This is a genomic window from Simiduia agarivorans SA1 = DSM 21679, assembly GCF_000305785.2.
GTDB classification, from domain to species: domain Bacteria; phylum Pseudomonadota; class Gammaproteobacteria; order Pseudomonadales; family Cellvibrionaceae; genus Simiduia; species Simiduia agarivorans.
This window is the reverse complement of sequence record NC_018868.3, coordinates 3,032,117-3,047,725: the sequence shown is the minus strand read 5'-3', so window position 1 is coordinate 3,047,725 and position 15,609 is coordinate 3,032,117. Positions and strand designations below refer to the sequence as shown.

At 44.8% G+C, this 15,609-nt stretch carries 23 protein-coding genes; 1 reads left to right on the top strand and 22 read right to left on the bottom strand.

The genetic code is table 11. The annotated features are described in order from the left end of the window. From M5M_RS20395 to M5M_RS13610, 22 genes are all read right to left on the bottom strand, one after another. Entirely contained in the window at positions 1 to 666 is a 666-nt protein-coding gene (locus tag M5M_RS20395) for an IS3 family transposase (protein ID WP_244431095.1), read from the bottom strand. Continuing rightward, positions 663 to 1,028, bottom strand: a complete 366-nt coding sequence (locus M5M_RS13700) for a transposase (protein WP_015047689.1) — start codon at positions 1,026 to 1,028, stop codon at positions 663 to 665. Before M5M_RS13700 ends, M5M_RS20395 begins: the two co-directional genes overlap by 4 nt. A 115-nt stretch (positions 1,029 to 1,143) precedes the next feature. Continuing rightward, positions 1,144 to 1,413 carry a hypothetical protein gene (locus M5M_RS13695; protein ID WP_015048086.1) on the bottom strand — a complete coding sequence of 90 codons (270 nt, stop codon included), beginning with the start codon at positions 1,411 to 1,413 and terminating at the stop codon, positions 1,144 to 1,146. Positions 1,414 to 1,503: 90 nt separating this feature from the next. Continuing rightward, complete coding sequence (locus M5M_RS20220) at positions 1,504 to 1,875, bottom strand: hypothetical protein (protein WP_144062460.1); 372 nt, start codon at positions 1,873 to 1,875, stop codon at positions 1,504 to 1,506. An 85-nt stretch (positions 1,876 to 1,960) separates the two neighbouring features. Then, positions 1,961 to 2,191: a hypothetical protein gene (locus tag M5M_RS20215; protein ID WP_144062459.1), complete on the bottom strand. Its 231-nt coding sequence runs from the start codon at positions 2,189 to 2,191 to the stop codon at positions 1,961 to 1,963. Between the two features lie 1,057 nt (positions 2,192 to 3,248). After that, positions 3,249 to 4,115: an IS3 family transposase gene (locus M5M_RS13685; protein WP_015048083.1), complete on the bottom strand. Its 867-nt coding sequence runs from the start codon at positions 4,113 to 4,115 to the stop codon at positions 3,249 to 3,251. Then, positions 4,112 to 4,420 carry a transposase gene (locus tag M5M_RS13680; protein WP_015047685.1) on the bottom strand — a complete coding sequence of 103 codons (309 nt, stop codon included), beginning with the start codon at positions 4,418 to 4,420 and terminating at the stop codon, positions 4,112 to 4,114. The genes M5M_RS13685 and M5M_RS13680 overlap by 4 nt, the downstream gene beginning before the upstream one ends. A gap of 141 nt (positions 4,421 to 4,561) precedes the next feature. Next, positions 4,562 to 5,101, bottom strand: coding sequence for a DUF4145 domain-containing protein (locus tag M5M_RS13675; RefSeq protein WP_015048082.1), 540 nt, complete (start codon positions 5,099 to 5,101; stop codon positions 4,562 to 4,564). Positions 5,102 to 5,253: 152 nt separating this feature from the next. Next, the gene (locus M5M_RS13670) at positions 5,254 to 5,610 is read right to left on the bottom strand and encodes an iron chaperone (protein WP_015048080.1); all 357 of its coding nucleotides are present in this window, start codon (positions 5,608 to 5,610) and stop codon (positions 5,254 to 5,256) included. 649 nt (positions 5,611 to 6,259) lie between these two features. Beyond that, positions 6,260 to 6,580: a hypothetical protein gene (locus M5M_RS13665; protein WP_144062457.1), complete on the bottom strand. Its 321-nt coding sequence runs from the start codon at positions 6,578 to 6,580 to the stop codon at positions 6,260 to 6,262. 107 nt (positions 6,581 to 6,687) lie between these two features. Then, positions 6,688 to 7,095, bottom strand: coding sequence for a hypothetical protein (locus M5M_RS13660; protein WP_015048077.1), 408 nt, complete (start codon positions 7,093 to 7,095; stop codon positions 6,688 to 6,690). A 118-nt stretch (positions 7,096 to 7,213) separates the two neighbouring features. Continuing rightward, positions 7,214 to 7,513 carry a hypothetical protein gene (locus tag M5M_RS20210; protein ID WP_144062458.1) on the bottom strand — a complete coding sequence of 100 codons (300 nt, stop codon included), beginning with the start codon at positions 7,511 to 7,513 and terminating at the stop codon, positions 7,214 to 7,216. 77 nt (positions 7,514 to 7,590) lie between these two features. Then, entirely contained in the window at positions 7,591 to 8,022 is a 432-nt protein-coding gene (locus M5M_RS20510) for a hypothetical protein (RefSeq protein ID WP_015048081.1), read from the bottom strand. A 478-nt stretch (positions 8,023 to 8,500) separates the two neighbouring features. Next, complete coding sequence (locus tag M5M_RS13650; RefSeq protein WP_015048080.1) at positions 8,501 to 8,857, bottom strand: iron chaperone; 357 nt, start codon at positions 8,855 to 8,857, stop codon at positions 8,501 to 8,503. 142 nt (positions 8,858 to 8,999) lie between these two features. Continuing rightward, positions 9,000 to 9,527 (bottom strand): hypothetical protein, encoded by a 528-nt coding sequence (locus M5M_RS13645; RefSeq protein ID WP_015048079.1) that lies wholly within the window; start codon positions 9,525 to 9,527, stop codon positions 9,000 to 9,002. Next, positions 9,506 to 9,826, bottom strand: coding sequence for a hypothetical protein (locus tag M5M_RS13640; RefSeq protein ID WP_144062457.1), 321 nt, complete (start codon positions 9,824 to 9,826; stop codon positions 9,506 to 9,508). The genes M5M_RS13645 and M5M_RS13640 overlap by 22 nt, the downstream gene beginning before the upstream one ends. Before the next feature lie 107 nt (positions 9,827 to 9,933). After that, positions 9,934 to 10,341 carry a hypothetical protein gene (locus tag M5M_RS13635; protein WP_015048077.1) on the bottom strand — a complete coding sequence of 136 codons (408 nt, stop codon included), beginning with the start codon at positions 10,339 to 10,341 and terminating at the stop codon, positions 9,934 to 9,936. A 480-nt stretch (positions 10,342 to 10,821) separates the two neighbouring features. After that, positions 10,822 to 11,352 carry a hypothetical protein gene (locus M5M_RS13630; RefSeq protein WP_015048076.1) on the bottom strand — a complete coding sequence of 177 codons (531 nt, stop codon included), beginning with the start codon at positions 11,350 to 11,352 and terminating at the stop codon, positions 10,822 to 10,824. 153 nt (positions 11,353 to 11,505) lie between these two features. After that, positions 11,506 to 11,823: a hypothetical protein gene (locus M5M_RS13625; RefSeq protein ID WP_015048075.1), complete on the bottom strand. Its 318-nt coding sequence runs from the start codon at positions 11,821 to 11,823 to the stop codon at positions 11,506 to 11,508. Between the two features lie 70 nt (positions 11,824 to 11,893). Next, entirely contained in the window at positions 11,894 to 12,661 is a 768-nt protein-coding gene (locus tag M5M_RS13620) for a hypothetical protein (RefSeq protein WP_015048074.1), read from the bottom strand. Between the two features lie 782 nt (positions 12,662 to 13,443). Beyond that, positions 13,444 to 13,854 (bottom strand): hypothetical protein, encoded by a 411-nt coding sequence (locus tag M5M_RS13615; protein ID WP_015048073.1) that lies wholly within the window; start codon positions 13,852 to 13,854, stop codon positions 13,444 to 13,446. Continuing rightward, the gene (locus M5M_RS13610; protein WP_015048072.1) at positions 13,855 to 14,181 is read right to left on the bottom strand and encodes a hypothetical protein; all 327 of its coding nucleotides are present in this window, start codon (positions 14,179 to 14,181) and stop codon (positions 13,855 to 13,857) included. Positions 14,182 to 14,417: 236 nt separating this feature from the next. Between M5M_RS13610 and M5M_RS13605 the strand changes: the two genes are divergently transcribed. Continuing rightward, the gene (locus tag M5M_RS13605; RefSeq protein WP_244431037.1) at positions 14,418 to 15,530 is read left to right on the top strand and encodes an integron integrase; all 1,113 of its coding nucleotides are present in this window, start codon (positions 14,418 to 14,420) and stop codon (positions 15,528 to 15,530) included. The last annotated feature ends 79 nt before the right edge of the window (positions 15,531 to 15,609 follow it).

Genomic DNA, 15,609 nt, shown 5'->3' with positions numbered 1-15,609 from the left:
CTACGTACGCATGTCTGTAGACACTCCAGCCCTGCTCATGCTGCTCACCATATCTGAATCTTGAAGCAGCCTGCGATACTCATCCGATCGATATTCTGAGCCTTGGTCGCTGTGGAAGATGCAACCTGGAAGCCGCTCCTCCATCGCCAGCGCCATCTGTAGTGCGCCCTCAACCAGATCACTATTATGGGCTGAGGAAAAGCCCCAGCCAACGACCTTGCGATTGTAGAGATCCAAGACCGCAGCCATATACAGCTCCCCTTCCGCCGTCTTCAGATAGGTCATGTCTCCAGCCCAGCTTTCGCCTACTTGCGCAGCTTTTGGTCGAGCAGCCAATATGTTATCCGATACTGGAGCATTTGCTCCTTTGTAACGACGCGGACGCTGAGCATGATAAATAGAGCGTATGCCATGTGCCTTCATCAAGCGATTGATCCGGCGCCGACTACAGGCGTAATCGCGCGCCCTTAAGTAAGGGTGCACCCGTATCGCGCCATAGTTTTTTTGGTGGCCAACATGCATGCGACATATCTGGCTCACCAGGATAGCGTCGTACTGGGCTCGCTCACTCGGCTTCCTCTCGCGCCAGTCATAGTAACCACTGGTCGAAACATCAAGGTGTTCACACATCGTCACGACTTTATGAACGTCGCGGTTCTCCTCTATGAACGCATATCTTTCTTGCGCTGTTCCAAGAAGAACCGCTTTGCCTTTTTTAAAATGACGACCTCTTCTTCCTTAGCCGCCAAGCGTTTCTCAAGCTCCTTAATGCGCCTCTCGGCCACTTTAAGCTTGTCGCTGTCTTCGCGAGATTTTTTAGGTGGGGGCTCCGGCACCTTCATATGCTTGTTCTCCGATAGGCGACCTTCCTTATACTCCTGTCGCCATCTATACAACATAACCGGATGAATACCAAGCGCGTTCGCCACATCTATGGCCTTAACGCCTCGTTTTTTACTTTCTCTGACCGCTTTGACCTTAAAGGCCAATGTGTAGCTGTCGTAGTGTTTCTTCTTTGTTATTCCCATAACACACCTCTTTTGACTGACAGTAATTTACTGTCCGTCAAAGTGGTGCAAGTCTAGAGTCCAGCCCGCGTTTTTTGCGGGCTATTTTGCCTACCCTTGTTATGAGTTTTATATTTTATTGTTGCCATTTTGGTACCAACTTATTTTGGCCAACCTTCAGGCCGCCGATATGCTTTAGTATATTTTCATACTCAAGGTCAGTAGTCTTGTAAATAAGTTGGGAATGACCAACGGTTGGCTCAGCATCAGAATTTGAAGCCACCAAATTTATCACGACTGTCCCATCTTCTAACATCGTTGCATCACCAATAAACTCAGAGTCATTACCTTCTGCGAAGCTAGTATTACCAATTAGTAAAATTGTTAAAAATACTACTTTTTTCATTAGTTCCACTTTGACTCATAACGCCCGCAACAAACGCGAGCATAGCGAGTCGAGGCCGACAGGCCGGTTTGGTTGCGTTTGTTAGTTGTTCTATTTTCCGATTGCATCGGATACTACCCAGATGAAAACTACTAGCAAGCAACCGAATGCAAACCAATGCTGTTTTTTTGCTAAAGATAAGTCAACCGCAACCATTGGTACATAACGGAACTTTAAAGTCGAGATAACTGTTAAAAATAAAACGGTAATTATGATTGGCCACCAGGATTCGACTAAAAACGACCACAACAATATACCCGGCATACCAATTACATAAAAAATATCTTCTAGCGGGTGTGAAGCCCAATGCTGCTTGGCGTGACCTTGACAAGACGGACAGATAGCAGGATGCAAACTGCTTGAGTTAAATTTCGCCCAGCTTGATATTGATTGCTTTCCGCAGTGGGGACATGTGTGCTTCATGTATTCCGTTACCTAATACAACTAACGCCTAAAGCAACCGCGCGCGCTTTTTGCGCGTCGGGTTTGCCTTTACTTGTTATGTGACTCATCTTAATTTTGAACCCCAACGATCACAACTAAGCTGACTATATATCTTCTTGTAATACGCCCTTTTTTTCTTCCATGACTCCATTTCGCCTGCACTACCACCCTTTCTTCTTAGCACATCGTATTTTTCAATGGTATTTTTTAAATTCTTACAAGTCTTTAAACTTCCTTCGGCGGAGTAAACACCCATCGAAGAAGCCAAAAGAAATACAGCTAAAGTCCATTTCATAGCATTCACTCGATCAATCACATAACGCCGCCAGCAGCCGCGAACGGAGCAACGCGGAGTGAGTCGAGGCAGCGCGCTTTTTTTTGCGCTGCCGTTGTTGGCTGGCCTTGTTATGCATTTTTAAGACTTCTTACCGAGTACGTGAGCCCTGCGAATACAATCATATAAAGAGCCAAGAGAGAAAGGCCGGAAGCTAAAGTTAAGCGGGACTCCGATATGGACCAAACACCATCATATCCTTTCTTAATGCTAACAACTTTAGCCGGATCTCCGGTGCTTATGTATTGTTTTTGATCAAAGCTTTGTCTGTAATCGCACTTCTCTCCATCGCATTTCACACTTCCAGAGGAAAACCCTATTTGCAGTATGTTCCCAACAGGCAAACGGTCTCTCGCTCTGAGCAAATGCTCCTGACTTGGCATAAAGTAGCCGCTAGCAATGGCGCAGATAGGCAAGATCGTCAACCCAAGACATGGCAATAGAATAAATACGACAATAAGTACTTTCTTATTCAGCATATCCAGCCTTATGCATAACGCCCGGTTTAGGGGCGGCTGGAGCGTAGCGTAGGCCGTCCCAGCCGCATGTTTTTTGTGCGGCTGAACTACAACCGTTTGTTATGTGCTTTTCTATTCACTGTAATAAGCATGAACTTCGAATTTTCCGAAATAGATTAGGCAGCGGTGGTTTTTTACAAACTAATCCGACAGTCTTTTTCCCAATGCATATAAGCTGCGGATCTTTGCCTTCGTAGTAAGTCTTCGTTACGCGACCCTTTTCATCAAATTCTACGATCATTGTCTCACTACCTTCTTCTGATGATAAATCAGGGCAAGTAGTTTCAGATTCGACAAATTTACGCGTAATGCATTCGACGAACTCTTCGTGGTTAGAATACCATTCTTCACCCAGTAACGCCTCCTGCTCCTCGGCTACTCTTAGCGCTTCCTCATACGATAATTGGTTCGCACAACCAATTATGAAAACGATTAGACATACAATAGTTAGCTTCATCTGGTATTTCACTGGTGTTCCCCACAAAAAGTAGACACTCTACTTATGCAGCTATTGCTGCGTTCTCTTCGAAATCAACGGGACTTAGCCCATCGTTCGCTGAATGCCTTCTCTTGCGATTATAAAAGACTTCAATGTACCCAAATATACCCGAACGAGCTTCACCAATCGACTGATAGTTCTTGGCATAGATAAGCTCAACCTTTAGTCGTGCATAGAACGACTCCATTACTGCATTGTCCCAACAATTACCCTTTCTACTCATGCTGCGCGTGATCTTGTGCTTTTCCAAGAAGCCAACGTAGCTATTTGAGCGGTACTGTGTGCCTCGGTCCGAATGGACGATGAGACCTGGTGCCACACCTCTGGCATCAATCGCCATCTGCATTGCCCGCGTTATGAGCTGCTCAGTCATGCCGGTATCGAGGCTCCAGCCAATAATCCGACGGGAATACAGATCCATTACAGTTGCCAGATATAGCCACTGATTCTTCACCCAAACATACGTGATATCTGTGACCCATTTTTGATTCGGCCGGTCAGTCGAAAAGTCGCGCCAAAGGAGGTTGTCCGCAACATTGTGCATCGTTAATGCGTGGCCGCCATAGTTAAAGGCTTTGCCGTTTCTGGCCAAAATACCCTGTTCCTGCATGATTTTGGCTACAAAATTGACTGAGCACCTATGCCCTAGGTCGTTCAGCTCCTGAGCGATTCTTGGGGCTCCATAGGCAGCCTCAAACTCCTCAAAGGTGTCTTTCACCAGTTCGCCTAACTCTTCCTTACGAGCCTCACGTTTGGTTTTAGGAGCATCCCACCAGCGATAGAAGCCAGATCTATGTACGCCTAGTACATCGCACATCAGGGATATGCTGTATTGGCCAACATACTCCAAAATCAATGCGTACTTCACTCTTGGTTTTTCGCGAAGTACGCAGACACCTTTTTTAAGAATTCCATCTCCTCTTTCAGGCGCTTATTCTCTCGCCGTAGTTCACGCATCTCCTCACTTTCTTTCTTCGAGTAATCCACACCATCCAAGGTATTGAATTGCTTATCAGATAGGCGGGTGAGTTGACGCTTCCAGTTGGCGATCTGCTGGGCACTAATCCCAAGCTCCTTCGCAACGGAAGCTTGGGTAGCACCCGGCTGTTCAGAGCGCTTTATCGCTTCTTTACGGAATTCTTCGGTGTAATGCTGATGCTTTTTGCGTGCCATAAGGACACCTCCATATAGGCTTAATATAACTATACAGGGTGTCTACTATTCGTGGGTAACTTGGTCACATAACGCCGGCAGCAAAGGCGAGCGATAGCGAGTCCGGGCCGCGCTTTTCGCGGCCCAGTTTGCCTGCCTTTGTTAAGCATTTTTTAACTGCGCCTCTAGCTGTCTAATAATAGTGTTCGATTTAAACAGTACGAATTCAGCTGCATCTCTATCAACTTCAGCGCCGTGAGCCGCAGCATTACCTAACCTGATAATCTCTAGAATTCCCGCAGCCACCTCTTGGCTCAAAACGCCCTCATTTGCTAGCACCTGAACGCGGATTGATAAGGAGCTATTTTTATTGCCGATGTCAGTTTGATATGAACGTATTAGTCTTTCAATGTCTATTCGAAGCGCTACAAGAGCGAGCTGGGGGTCTATATTTTGAGGGGCTGTAGCAGCTTCAACCTCGCCATTGGAAGCCACTTTATCAATTGCTTCCTTCACATCTTTAAGCTCAATAATAATCCCGCCGGGAAGCTCTAATGATTTTAGATAAGGTAATAGCCAGGGAAGTACAGCTAGAACTAATAGAACTATTGCAACTGAATCAACTGCAAATCCATCCACAAAGAGATGGCCAGTGGCCAGCCCTAGAAACAGAAGTGTTACAAATCCTGCAATAATCTTCATTTCTATCCTTGATGCTTAACGCCCAGCACACGGGCGGCTGGAATGTAGCGCAGCGGAATGTAAGCCGTCCGGCCCGGCGTCTTTTGCCGGGCAAACGTGGTGCTGTTTGTTATGCATCATGTTTTACCAACCTAAGATTAGTTAAATTAAGGTTAAAACCCATTTTCGCTTTTTGATGCTTTTGTTAAATTCTCAACCAATTCATCTGGAATCGGTTTTTTTGGCGAAAACGTAACTCCTGTTTTCGTGGCTTTTAACCCTGCTTTTGAAATTTCATCAGCAAGACTGCTTATTGCACCTGGCGCCACATAGATTCCACACTGCTTAGAAAAAGCTGCATAACCAACTATAATTGCCTTGCCCATCTTAAAACCGGGCATGTTGTATGCAATAATTTCTTCAGCATCACTTAAAACGTGAGATACACGAGCACGTAGATTAACCAGTAATGGGCGCAATTCCTCCGGCGCGTTTGCAATATATTCTTCATGATTGGATGGTGTTTCCATCAAACTGACCTCATTCAGATTTGTTGCTCTTTTTTACTGCAAAAATATCCGATCTAGCTACTGTTGAGATGACGCATAACGCCGGTGGCAGGGGCGAGCGAAAGCGAGTCCCGCGGCGCTAGCCGCAAACTGGCCACCCTTGTTAAATTTTTGTATCAATAAATCTGTGGCCATCTGTACATTTAGCCGATTTATCATAAGAAATAATCATCATCTGAACACGTGTCGAATCCAGTACTTGATACTCATACTTATCAGGCCGAATCATGGACGCATCATTTATCAAGAAGTAGAATCCTTCTTCTATCCACCACTCACCCTTTTCGGAAGCTATAACATTAACCTTCGAATCTTCTCTGTAAAAATCTATTGAATATGTTCCATTAGATTTTCTGTGGATCGTCCACCAAAGACTTTCGCAGGCGCTGCCTAGATTACTGCCTTCCCAAGTGCCAATAAGCCGTTCGTCTATAGAGCCACTTTGGCTACAGGGACAGGCTTCCAATTAGTAGTAGCGTTGCTAGTAGTTTGAACTTCATTCGTTTCATCAATTTAACGCCCGGCTCACCGAGCAAATTTTTGATGGCGGCTTTTGTGCGTGTTTTTGCACAAAAGGTGACAGCGAAAATTTGTCCGGTGCAGCCGTTTGTTATGCCACTTGCCGTAGCCATTCATTGAACCACTCCTTAGGCATTAACTCATTTTCAAAGTCTTTTGTTTTCAGCTCTTCGATGGAATACGTGTTAGCCAAGTAAAGATCCCACTGTGTTTCAACGTCAGTCAGAACCGGCAACAATGATTCGATTTCTGGTTCTGCATCAACTTCGAGGTATTGGCACCAAAATTTATCGCACCACTCCGCGATTTGCTTGTGCGTGTACGGAGACAATTCGGGTTTGGCTCCCCACTTGAGCATTTGAATTGCTGCATCACGAGTGAAAGGCATGTTCGCCGGACAACTTAGTTCCATTCAGGACCTCGACTCATAGGGCATAACGCCCGGCTTTGGGGCGGCTGAAGCGACAGCGTAAGCCGTCCCTGCCGCACGTTTTTTGTGCGGCTCCCAAGAGCCGCTTGTTAGGTTGCCACCCGCGAATACCATTGGTGCATGTCTTTAACATGAGCAGTATATGTGGCTTCATCAGTTGTAATACTACTACGGCAATCAAAATTAAATGAGACTACCTTTTTTCTATTGGTGGATATTTTGCCAGTATTTATATCAATTTCGAGGCCACCACTCATAAGTTGCGTAAAATCAATGTTGTCTTTTTCCGATTCATGTCGCAGCCATGCCTGAAGCTCCTTGGCGATGTGCAAGTCCAAATTTCCAGCAACTGAATGCGTAGCGCTGCCGGTTAGAAGATCTACATATATTGTTCCATCAGGCAGGTCAGACAAAACCTCAAGATCATCTCCCATTCGCCAACCGACAAACATTTTGCACATGACATCAGCATAATGATTTAAACGCTTTCTTCGCATGCTGATAGCAACCTAACGCCTTGCTTAGCCGGAGCTAGCATGGAGCCCCTTTTGTGTTATGTTGAGCGCAGCGAAACACAAAAGGGGCGGAGTGTTAGCTGTCGGCTACAGCAACTTGTTATGTGGAACAACCTTCTGACAAAATACTTTTATCAAAATACTCACACGGCCCGATTAGAGGACAACTCGATACTTGATAAATAGCGCCTTGATCAGGATATGGATTAATCCAATCATCACATTCATAGTATTGCTTCTCAGGATTCGAATGTATCATCAAATTAGCAACAACTAGTACGTACGAATGCTTCCCAGTATCCAAGTCTACATAATGTTCTGTTGACGTAGTGAAAGCAGAAAATGCCCCCACCATCACAAAGATGGCAAGCATGACGTAAAAAGCTTTCATTTCACGCATAACGCCGCCAGCAGGGGCCGAAAAACCAGAGCGAAGCGGCGGTTTTTTGGTCCCTCTGGCTGGCCTTGTTATACGATTTACTTGCAGACACTCAAAATCACCATTTCTTGCGAGCCTTCGTGAGTGAGCTTAACTTCTCTATTAGTAACTATTGCGAGCCATTTTAAGAAGTTCACAAGTTTAATATATGAATTTTCGGACTGTATATCATGCGGGGACACATCCAGTTCGATCTCTGTGTTTACGAAGAAATGGCAATTGAGCTGTATACCTTCGCTTAACCAGATGTAAAGAGTAGTAGGATTGGTTTGCTGCAAACCCTTAATTGTACTGAGATCGTCAGGTAGCTCTATTCCCTCATCACCATGAGAGAACTCAACTTTGTAGTTCGAGCGTTTTACCTCGGAAATAAATGAATTCCAAATAGACAGATTTATATCTTCTACATAGATATCACGCAGAGACCCATCAGTTTCAAATTCTGATTTTATTTCATCCCATTGCTTCATAGTGCTTTCGTATAACGCCCGAAACAACCGCGCGCGCTGTTTGCGCGTCGGTTTGCTTTTGCTTGTTATTGGCCTTTTGCACTGAATATCCTACAGCGTAGGTTTAACAGCTTATGGCCACCAATGGGACAAGAATACAGCAATTGACCCAACTTTGTATTTGCTTAGTGGCACACCACAATACTGCGTGCCTAACGGCCCGGCTATTGGGCCTAACTACTGGCACCAGGAACGAAACTGCAATGCTGATGACAGCACACTCCTTGATGCTGGCGCGCCGAACAATGGCACGCATCTGAATCCAATCCTTTCTTGCCAACCCCTAATTCAATAAAGGCTCAATAACGCCCAGCACACGGGCGGCTGGAATGTAGCGCAGCGGAATGTAAGCCGTCCGGCCCGGCGTCTTTTGCCGGGCAAACGTGGTGCTGTTTGTTATGCATCATGTTTTACCAACCTAAGATTAGTTAAATTAAGGTTAAAACCCATTTTCGCTTTTTGATGCTTTTGTTAAATTCTCAACCAATTCATCTGGAATCGGTTTTTTTGGCGAAAACGTAACTCCTGTTTTCGTGGCTTTTAACCCTGCTTTTGAAATTTCATCAGCAAGACTGCTTATTGCACCTGGCGCCACATAGATTCCACACTGCTTAGAAAAAGCTGCATAACCAACTATAATTGCCTTGCCCATCTTAAAACCGGGCATGTTGTATGCAATAATTTCTTCAGCATCACTTAAAACGTGAGATACACGAGCACGTAGATTAACCAGTAATGGGCGCAATTCCTCCGGCGCGTTTGCAATATATTCTTCATGATTGGATGGTGTTTCCATCAAACTGACCTCATTCAGATTTGTTGCTCTTTTTTACTGCAAAAATATCCGATCTAGCTACTGTTGAGATGACGCATAACGCCGGTGGCAGGGGCGAGCGAAAGCGAGTCCCGCGGCGCTAGCCGCAAACTGGCCACCCTTGTTAAATTTTTGTATCAATAAATCTGTGGCCATCTGTACATTTAGCCGATTTATCATAAGAAATAATCATCATCTGAACACGTGTCGAATCCAGTACTTGATACTCATACTTATCAGGCCGAATCATGGACGCATCATTTATCAAGAAGTAGAATCCTTCTTCTATCCACCACTCACCCTTTTCGGAAGCTATAACATTAACCTTCGAATCTTCTCTGTAAAAATCTATTGAATATGTTCCATTAGATTTTCTGTGGATCGTCCACCAAAGACTTTCGCAGGCGCTGCCTAGATTACTGCCTTCCCAAGTGCCAATAAGCCGTTCGTCTATAGAGCCACTTTGGCTACAGGACAGGCTTCCAATTAGTAGTAGCGTTGCTAGTAGTTTGAACTTCATTCGTTTCATCAATTTAACGCCCGGCTCACCGAGCAAATTTTTGATGGCGGCTTTTGTGCGTGTTTTTGCACAAAAGGTGACAGCGAAAATTTGTCCGGTGCAGCCGTTTGTTATGCCACTTGCCGTAGCCATTCATTGAACCACTCCTTAGGCATTAACTCATTTTCAAAGTCTTTTGTTTTCAGCTCTTCGATGGAATACGTGTTAGCCAAGTAAAGATCCCACTGTGTTTCAACGTCAGTCAGAACCGGCAACAATGATTCGATTTCTGGTTCTGCATCAACTTCGAGGTATTGGCACCAAAATTTATCGCACCACTCCGCGATTTGCTTGTGCGTGTACGGAGACAATTCGGGTTTGGCTCCCCACTTGAGCATTTGAATTGCTGCATCACGAGTGAAAGGCATGTTCGCCGGACAACTTAGTTCCATTCAGGACCTCGACTCATAGGGCATAACGCCCGGCTTTGGGGCGGCTGAAGCGACAGCGTAAGCCGTCCCTGCCGCACGTTTTTTGTGCGGCTCCCAAGAGCCGCTTGTTAGGTTGCCACCCGCGAATACCATTGGTGCATGTCTTTAACATGAGCAGTATATGTGGCTTCATCAGTTGTAATACTACTACGGCAATCAAAATTAAATGAGACTACCTTTTTTCTATTGGTGGATATTTTGCCAGTATTTATATCAATTTCGAGGCCACCACTCATAAGTTGCGTAAAATCAATGTTGTCTTTTTCCGATTCATGTCGCAGCCATGCCTGAAGCTCCTTGGCGATGTGCAAGTCCAAATTTCCAGCAACTGAATGCGTAGCGCTGCCGGTTAGAAGATCTACATATATTGTTCCATCAGGCAGGTCAGACAAAACCTCAAGATCATCTCCCATTCGCCAACCGACAAACATTTTGCACATGACATCAGCATAATGATTTAAACGCTTTCTTCGCATGCTGATAGCAACCTAACGCCTTGCTTAGCCGGAGCTAGCATGGAGCCCCTTTTGTGTTATGTTGAGCGCAGCGAAACACAAAAGGGGCGGAGTGTTAGCTGTCGGCTACAGCAACTTGTTATGTGGAACAACCTTCTGACAAAATACTTTTATCAAAATACTCACACGGCCCGATTAGAGGACAACTCGATACTTGATAAATAGCGCCTTGATCAGGATATGGATTAATCCAATCATCACATTCATAGTATTGCTTCTCAGGATTCGAATGTATCATCAAATTAGCAACAACTAGTACGTACGAATGCTTCCCAGTATCCAAGTCTACATAATGTTCTGTTGACGTAGTGAAAGCAGAAAATGCCCCCACCATCACAAAGATGGCAAGCATGACGTAAAAAGCTTTCATTTCACGCTAGCTCCCTCCACTCACATAAAGCAACCGCGCGCGCACTTTGCGCGTCGGTTTGCCTTTATTTGTTATGTTTTTGAGTTTAGCACTCTCTCGGCAACTAACTGTAGCTGCCTCTCAAGCACAATATCCCAACTTGATATTAGTGAATATATATTGGCTTCTCTAAAGATGAAGCCAGTTTCGTGATTAGCAGTATAACCCTTAACTTTTGCTTCTCTCATCGCGTGCCGATCTAGAATATAGCTATGCTCCGACTTGCCTCGCCCTCTATTTGGAGAGTGAGCCGAAAAGTCATTGCGATATGCCACTACCTCGATTTCCTTTATTTCTTTAATGTTTTGGTCAATTCCTAGTTTTTGGCATATCACAAGCAGCGCTTGTTGTTGCATATAACAGGAGTTTAAGACTCCGTGGAACATCAAATATAACCTACCAAATGACTCATTAATGAAGTCGGTATTCTCGAATTCATGCTTAGCTAACTGAGTATCCTCTAATAGATAGAAGGAATCGATTACTGAGCTATACGTGTGCTCATCTGCTACATCTAGAAATTTAACGAGATCCTTTGTCTCTGAGTAAAAATCTTCAGCCACTTCAGATATTGCCCTGCGAATATCGTGAATTATCGAATCAATCCTATTCAATGCACCGTACTCTAAGAAACATAACGCCCGGCTTTGGGGCGGCGGAGCGACAGCGGAGCCGTCCCGCCGCACGTCCTTTGTGCGGCCATCAATAGCCGCTTGTTAACTGATATTACGCAACTCGTTAAATAGTGCATATTTATCTTTTTGACCAATTTCCCCGTCATGCCAGAAAACAGGAATAAACCCGAAGTTTTTAGCTGTCAATTTGGCTTTGTATAACCCTAGGGTAAAACTTGATACCTCTATCATATGCTCTCTAAAACCGCGCTTTATATATATTGTATTTTCATCAACCTTAATCGTGGATTTTGATAGGTTTAAGGACCAGTACGTAGCGCCTTCTATTTTCAACCTAAATATATGATTACCTCCCTTTGAGAGAAGGTAACCTATACAACTTGAAAATATGAACTCCATGCTTTTACCAGTTAACGCCCGCAACAGCCGGGAGCGCAGCGAGTCGGATGCTTGCGTTTGTTACATGCGACTAACACGGAACTACCGAAAAAGCAGAACCAATAGCATTTGCTATACCATTTATTATCTCGCATGTGACCCTGGCTTTATTGAATGTTATATCGAGCAGAAACCCAAATATAATTACTATATAGAGTAGGTATCCAAAGCCCATATAGTCGTTGTATAGAATGGTATAGAACCAGTCTTGACCGAAGATGTATATGCATGAAGCTACTATTGTAGCCACGACCAGCAACAACCCAGGAAGGAATAAATGCTGCACTGCTCTTGGCTTTAAGAATGATATGGCGACAAGAATAAGGAACATAGCAAAATTCGAGCCTAGAAATATTCTGAGATCGAACTTTAGGTTACCAACGATTTCTAGGTATTTCCCTTTTACGACGTCGTCTAACGTGTTTTCAGCAATTTTGATGCTTTTAATTCTCTCCATGTAACTAGTAGCTATAGATTGAGTCAAAGCTTTCTTTTTCTCACAATCATACCCACACATAACGGCTACTATGCTAGCAATTTTTTCTGGTAGTTTATTGTCTAAATCAGCTTGCATTTTGTCTTTTTCAAGACCAAGCCTGCCCGCAATATTTAAAGCTGCTTCCGCTACTGACGATTCGCTCATAGTTTGTTGCCTTTCGCGAATTTCCTTCTCAATCTGGCTTTTCACGAAGCCCCTAGCGGAGCCCTCAACCTTCTCAGGTGAAACGAATGTCACCGAAAATAGAATGCCAAAAAGCAATATTCCGAATAGACCAATTAACTTCAATGTTGTGCTCATGGCTTCCCTAGCATGTAACGCCCGGCTTTGGGGCGGCGAAGCGACAGCGTAGCCGTCCTTGCCGCACGTATTTTGTGCGGCACCCAATAGCCGCTTGTTATGTGAGTTACTTGATCCATAAGTAGCCTACAGCCGCTAGTGTCGCTACCGAGAGTGCTAGGAAATAGAATTTTCTAGCTAAACTTTGATTACTGTGTACGAAAGCTTCCATATAATTTTTCTTGAATGTCCTCGCACCACTTTCTTCTAATTCTTCGCAGAACGAACATACGGATGTGGTCTTGGGTATTTGCATACCACATCTCTTACACTCCTTACTCCCGCTACCATCAACGAAGCCACACATCACCAGCTCTCTAAGCTCACATAACGCCTGTAACAGCCGAGAGCATAGCGAGTCGGCTGGTTGCACTTGTTATTGGCCTGTTGGTTTGCACAACCTACAGAGTAAGTTGAGCAGCAGCTGGCCACCAATGGGGCAAGAATACCGCACTTGACCCAACTTTGTATTTGCTTAGTGGCACACCACAATGCGAAGTGCCGTATGGCCCGGCTATTGGGCCTAACTATTGGCACCAAGAACGAAACTGAAATGCTGATGACAGCACATACCTTGATGCCGGCGCGCCGAACAATGGCACGCATTTGAACCCATTCCTTTCTTGATTGAACCTAAATTAATTAAGGCTCAATAACGCCCGGCTTTGGGGCGACGGAGCGACAGCGTAGCCGTCCCGCCGCACGTCTTTTGTGCGGCCACCAAGAGCCGCTTGTTATATGCTTTACCCATATACTGAAATATTGATGCTTGGATTAACACGAATTCTTATACCAAATGGTATGGACTGCTCGCCATCGTAACGCGAGCCAAAACATTTAGATGGAGCGAAATCCAAGTACTCATTGTCATTCTCGAAAGTCCGATGAACACCCTCGCAGTCGATTAACCGCATGGTAAAAAGACTTTGACCATCACCTAAATTGGTAAGCTCGAATCGAACATCGCCATCATACTGATATATAGTGACCTTTAGTTGTATACCGTCTTTTTCGGCTACATATTGATGCCAAATACCATCACGTTCTACTTCTGGCAACACTTCCAAGACAGCCAAAACATCGGTTTCATCCCAAACTAGCATGATCTTTCCTTTGGCATGTCGGCTCTTCAGCACTTTGTTATACCTTTTCATTTAATTACCTATCTGATACACGCCAGGCGAACTTAGAAAAACGCCATTGCTGAGCATATACAAAAACACAACAATACAAATGGCTATGATTGCGGCATTAAACCAAACGACTGAACGATAATAACCCATACGATCTGAATCAGATGTTTTTAACAATGACACTGGTACAGGCAAAATTACAATGGTCATTAGCCCTACTACAAATATTGTTGGAAGATATTCTTCGTAGTAATACGGGAACCAAGAATCATAAAAAAGCATAAATACTGCATAGTAGCTAGTCAGAGCGGCCATCGTAATTAGCAACCCGAGAAAAATCCGTTTCATGCACTAAATCACTCTATCCTTCTAGGTATAACATTTAATTACTGAGCCGGCTCGTTTTGCCATTTGGCGCGTAAATCAACGGCTGTAATTTATTGATTTATTTAACGTTTTTCGTTGTGGTTGAACTATACGCCAAAAAAGCGTGCGCGCACTATAAAACCTTTTCGAGCCACCCCTGTAACTACCTTGCTGATTTTATAACTATCTGATTTGTAAATAAAAAATATTTTTTCCGGGTGGAAAACGAGCGAGCGCGAATAGCAAAGCGAGCCAGATTCTTTGACATTTTTAAATATACTGTTTATACATACAGTATTTGCACAGTGTCGGCTATTACTATGTCCAGTCCTTTTCTTGATTCGGTCCGATCCGAAATCCGGCTTCGCGGTTATAGCTATCAGACCGAGAAGACGTATATTACTTGGATTAAAAAGTACATTTACTTTATTAATAAACGCCATCCCAAAGACTGCGGGCCAGAGGAGGTCAAGGCATTTTTAAGCTGGCTGGCTAAAAATCGCGGCGTGGCAATCAACACTCAAAAGCTTGCACTGAATGTGATGGTGTTCCTTTATGGCACTGTATTGAAGCAACCGTTAGGTGAACTGGATTTTTCGTTAGCGAGGAAGCAGCGACACCTGCCTACGGTGCTGACACCCGTAGAAGTAGCCAGAATCATTGAGCATTTGCCCGCACGTGAGCAGCTGATCGCGCAGTTGCTTTATGGAAGTGGCTTGCGGATATCTGAAGCGCTGCGCTTGCGCGTGCAACACGTAGACTATACACGCGATGCGCTGCAGATTTTTAACGGCAAAGGGCAGAAAGACAGAGTCACCATTCTTTGCCCGGAAATAAAGCCCTTACTGGAAAAATATGCCGAAGAGGCTATCGCCTTACAGGCAAAAGATGCCAAGTCGGGCATTGGTGTTTCTATGCCGGATGCACTTCACCGCAAGTACCCCAAAGCCGATACGTCGCCGCCCTGGGCGTATTTGTTCCCGTCTACCACCGTATGCGAACACCCTGTGCATGGCCATTTGTGCAGGCATCACTTGCATGAAAGCGTCATGCGCAAGGCCATAAAGAAGGCTGTTTTTGAGGCGGGTATTTACAATAAGCGGGTGAATTGCCATACCTTCAGGCATTCCTTTGCCACCCACATGCTGGAACGCGGTGCCGATATAAGGACCGTGCAAGAGTTGTTGGGTCACAATGATGTTAAAACCACACAGATTTATACCCATGTCCTGGGCAAACATTTCGCTGGCACCGCCAGCCCGCTGTCGCTTTTACTGAGCACCCGTGGCGGCGAGATCAAAGAAACTTCTGCTGTTTACCGGGCTGCGTAGATAAAAAACCCATGGGCGCCGGAGCAAAGGCGCCATGGGAAGCAAGGCGGCGGAGGGCCCGCCTTGAGTGAGAGGGTAC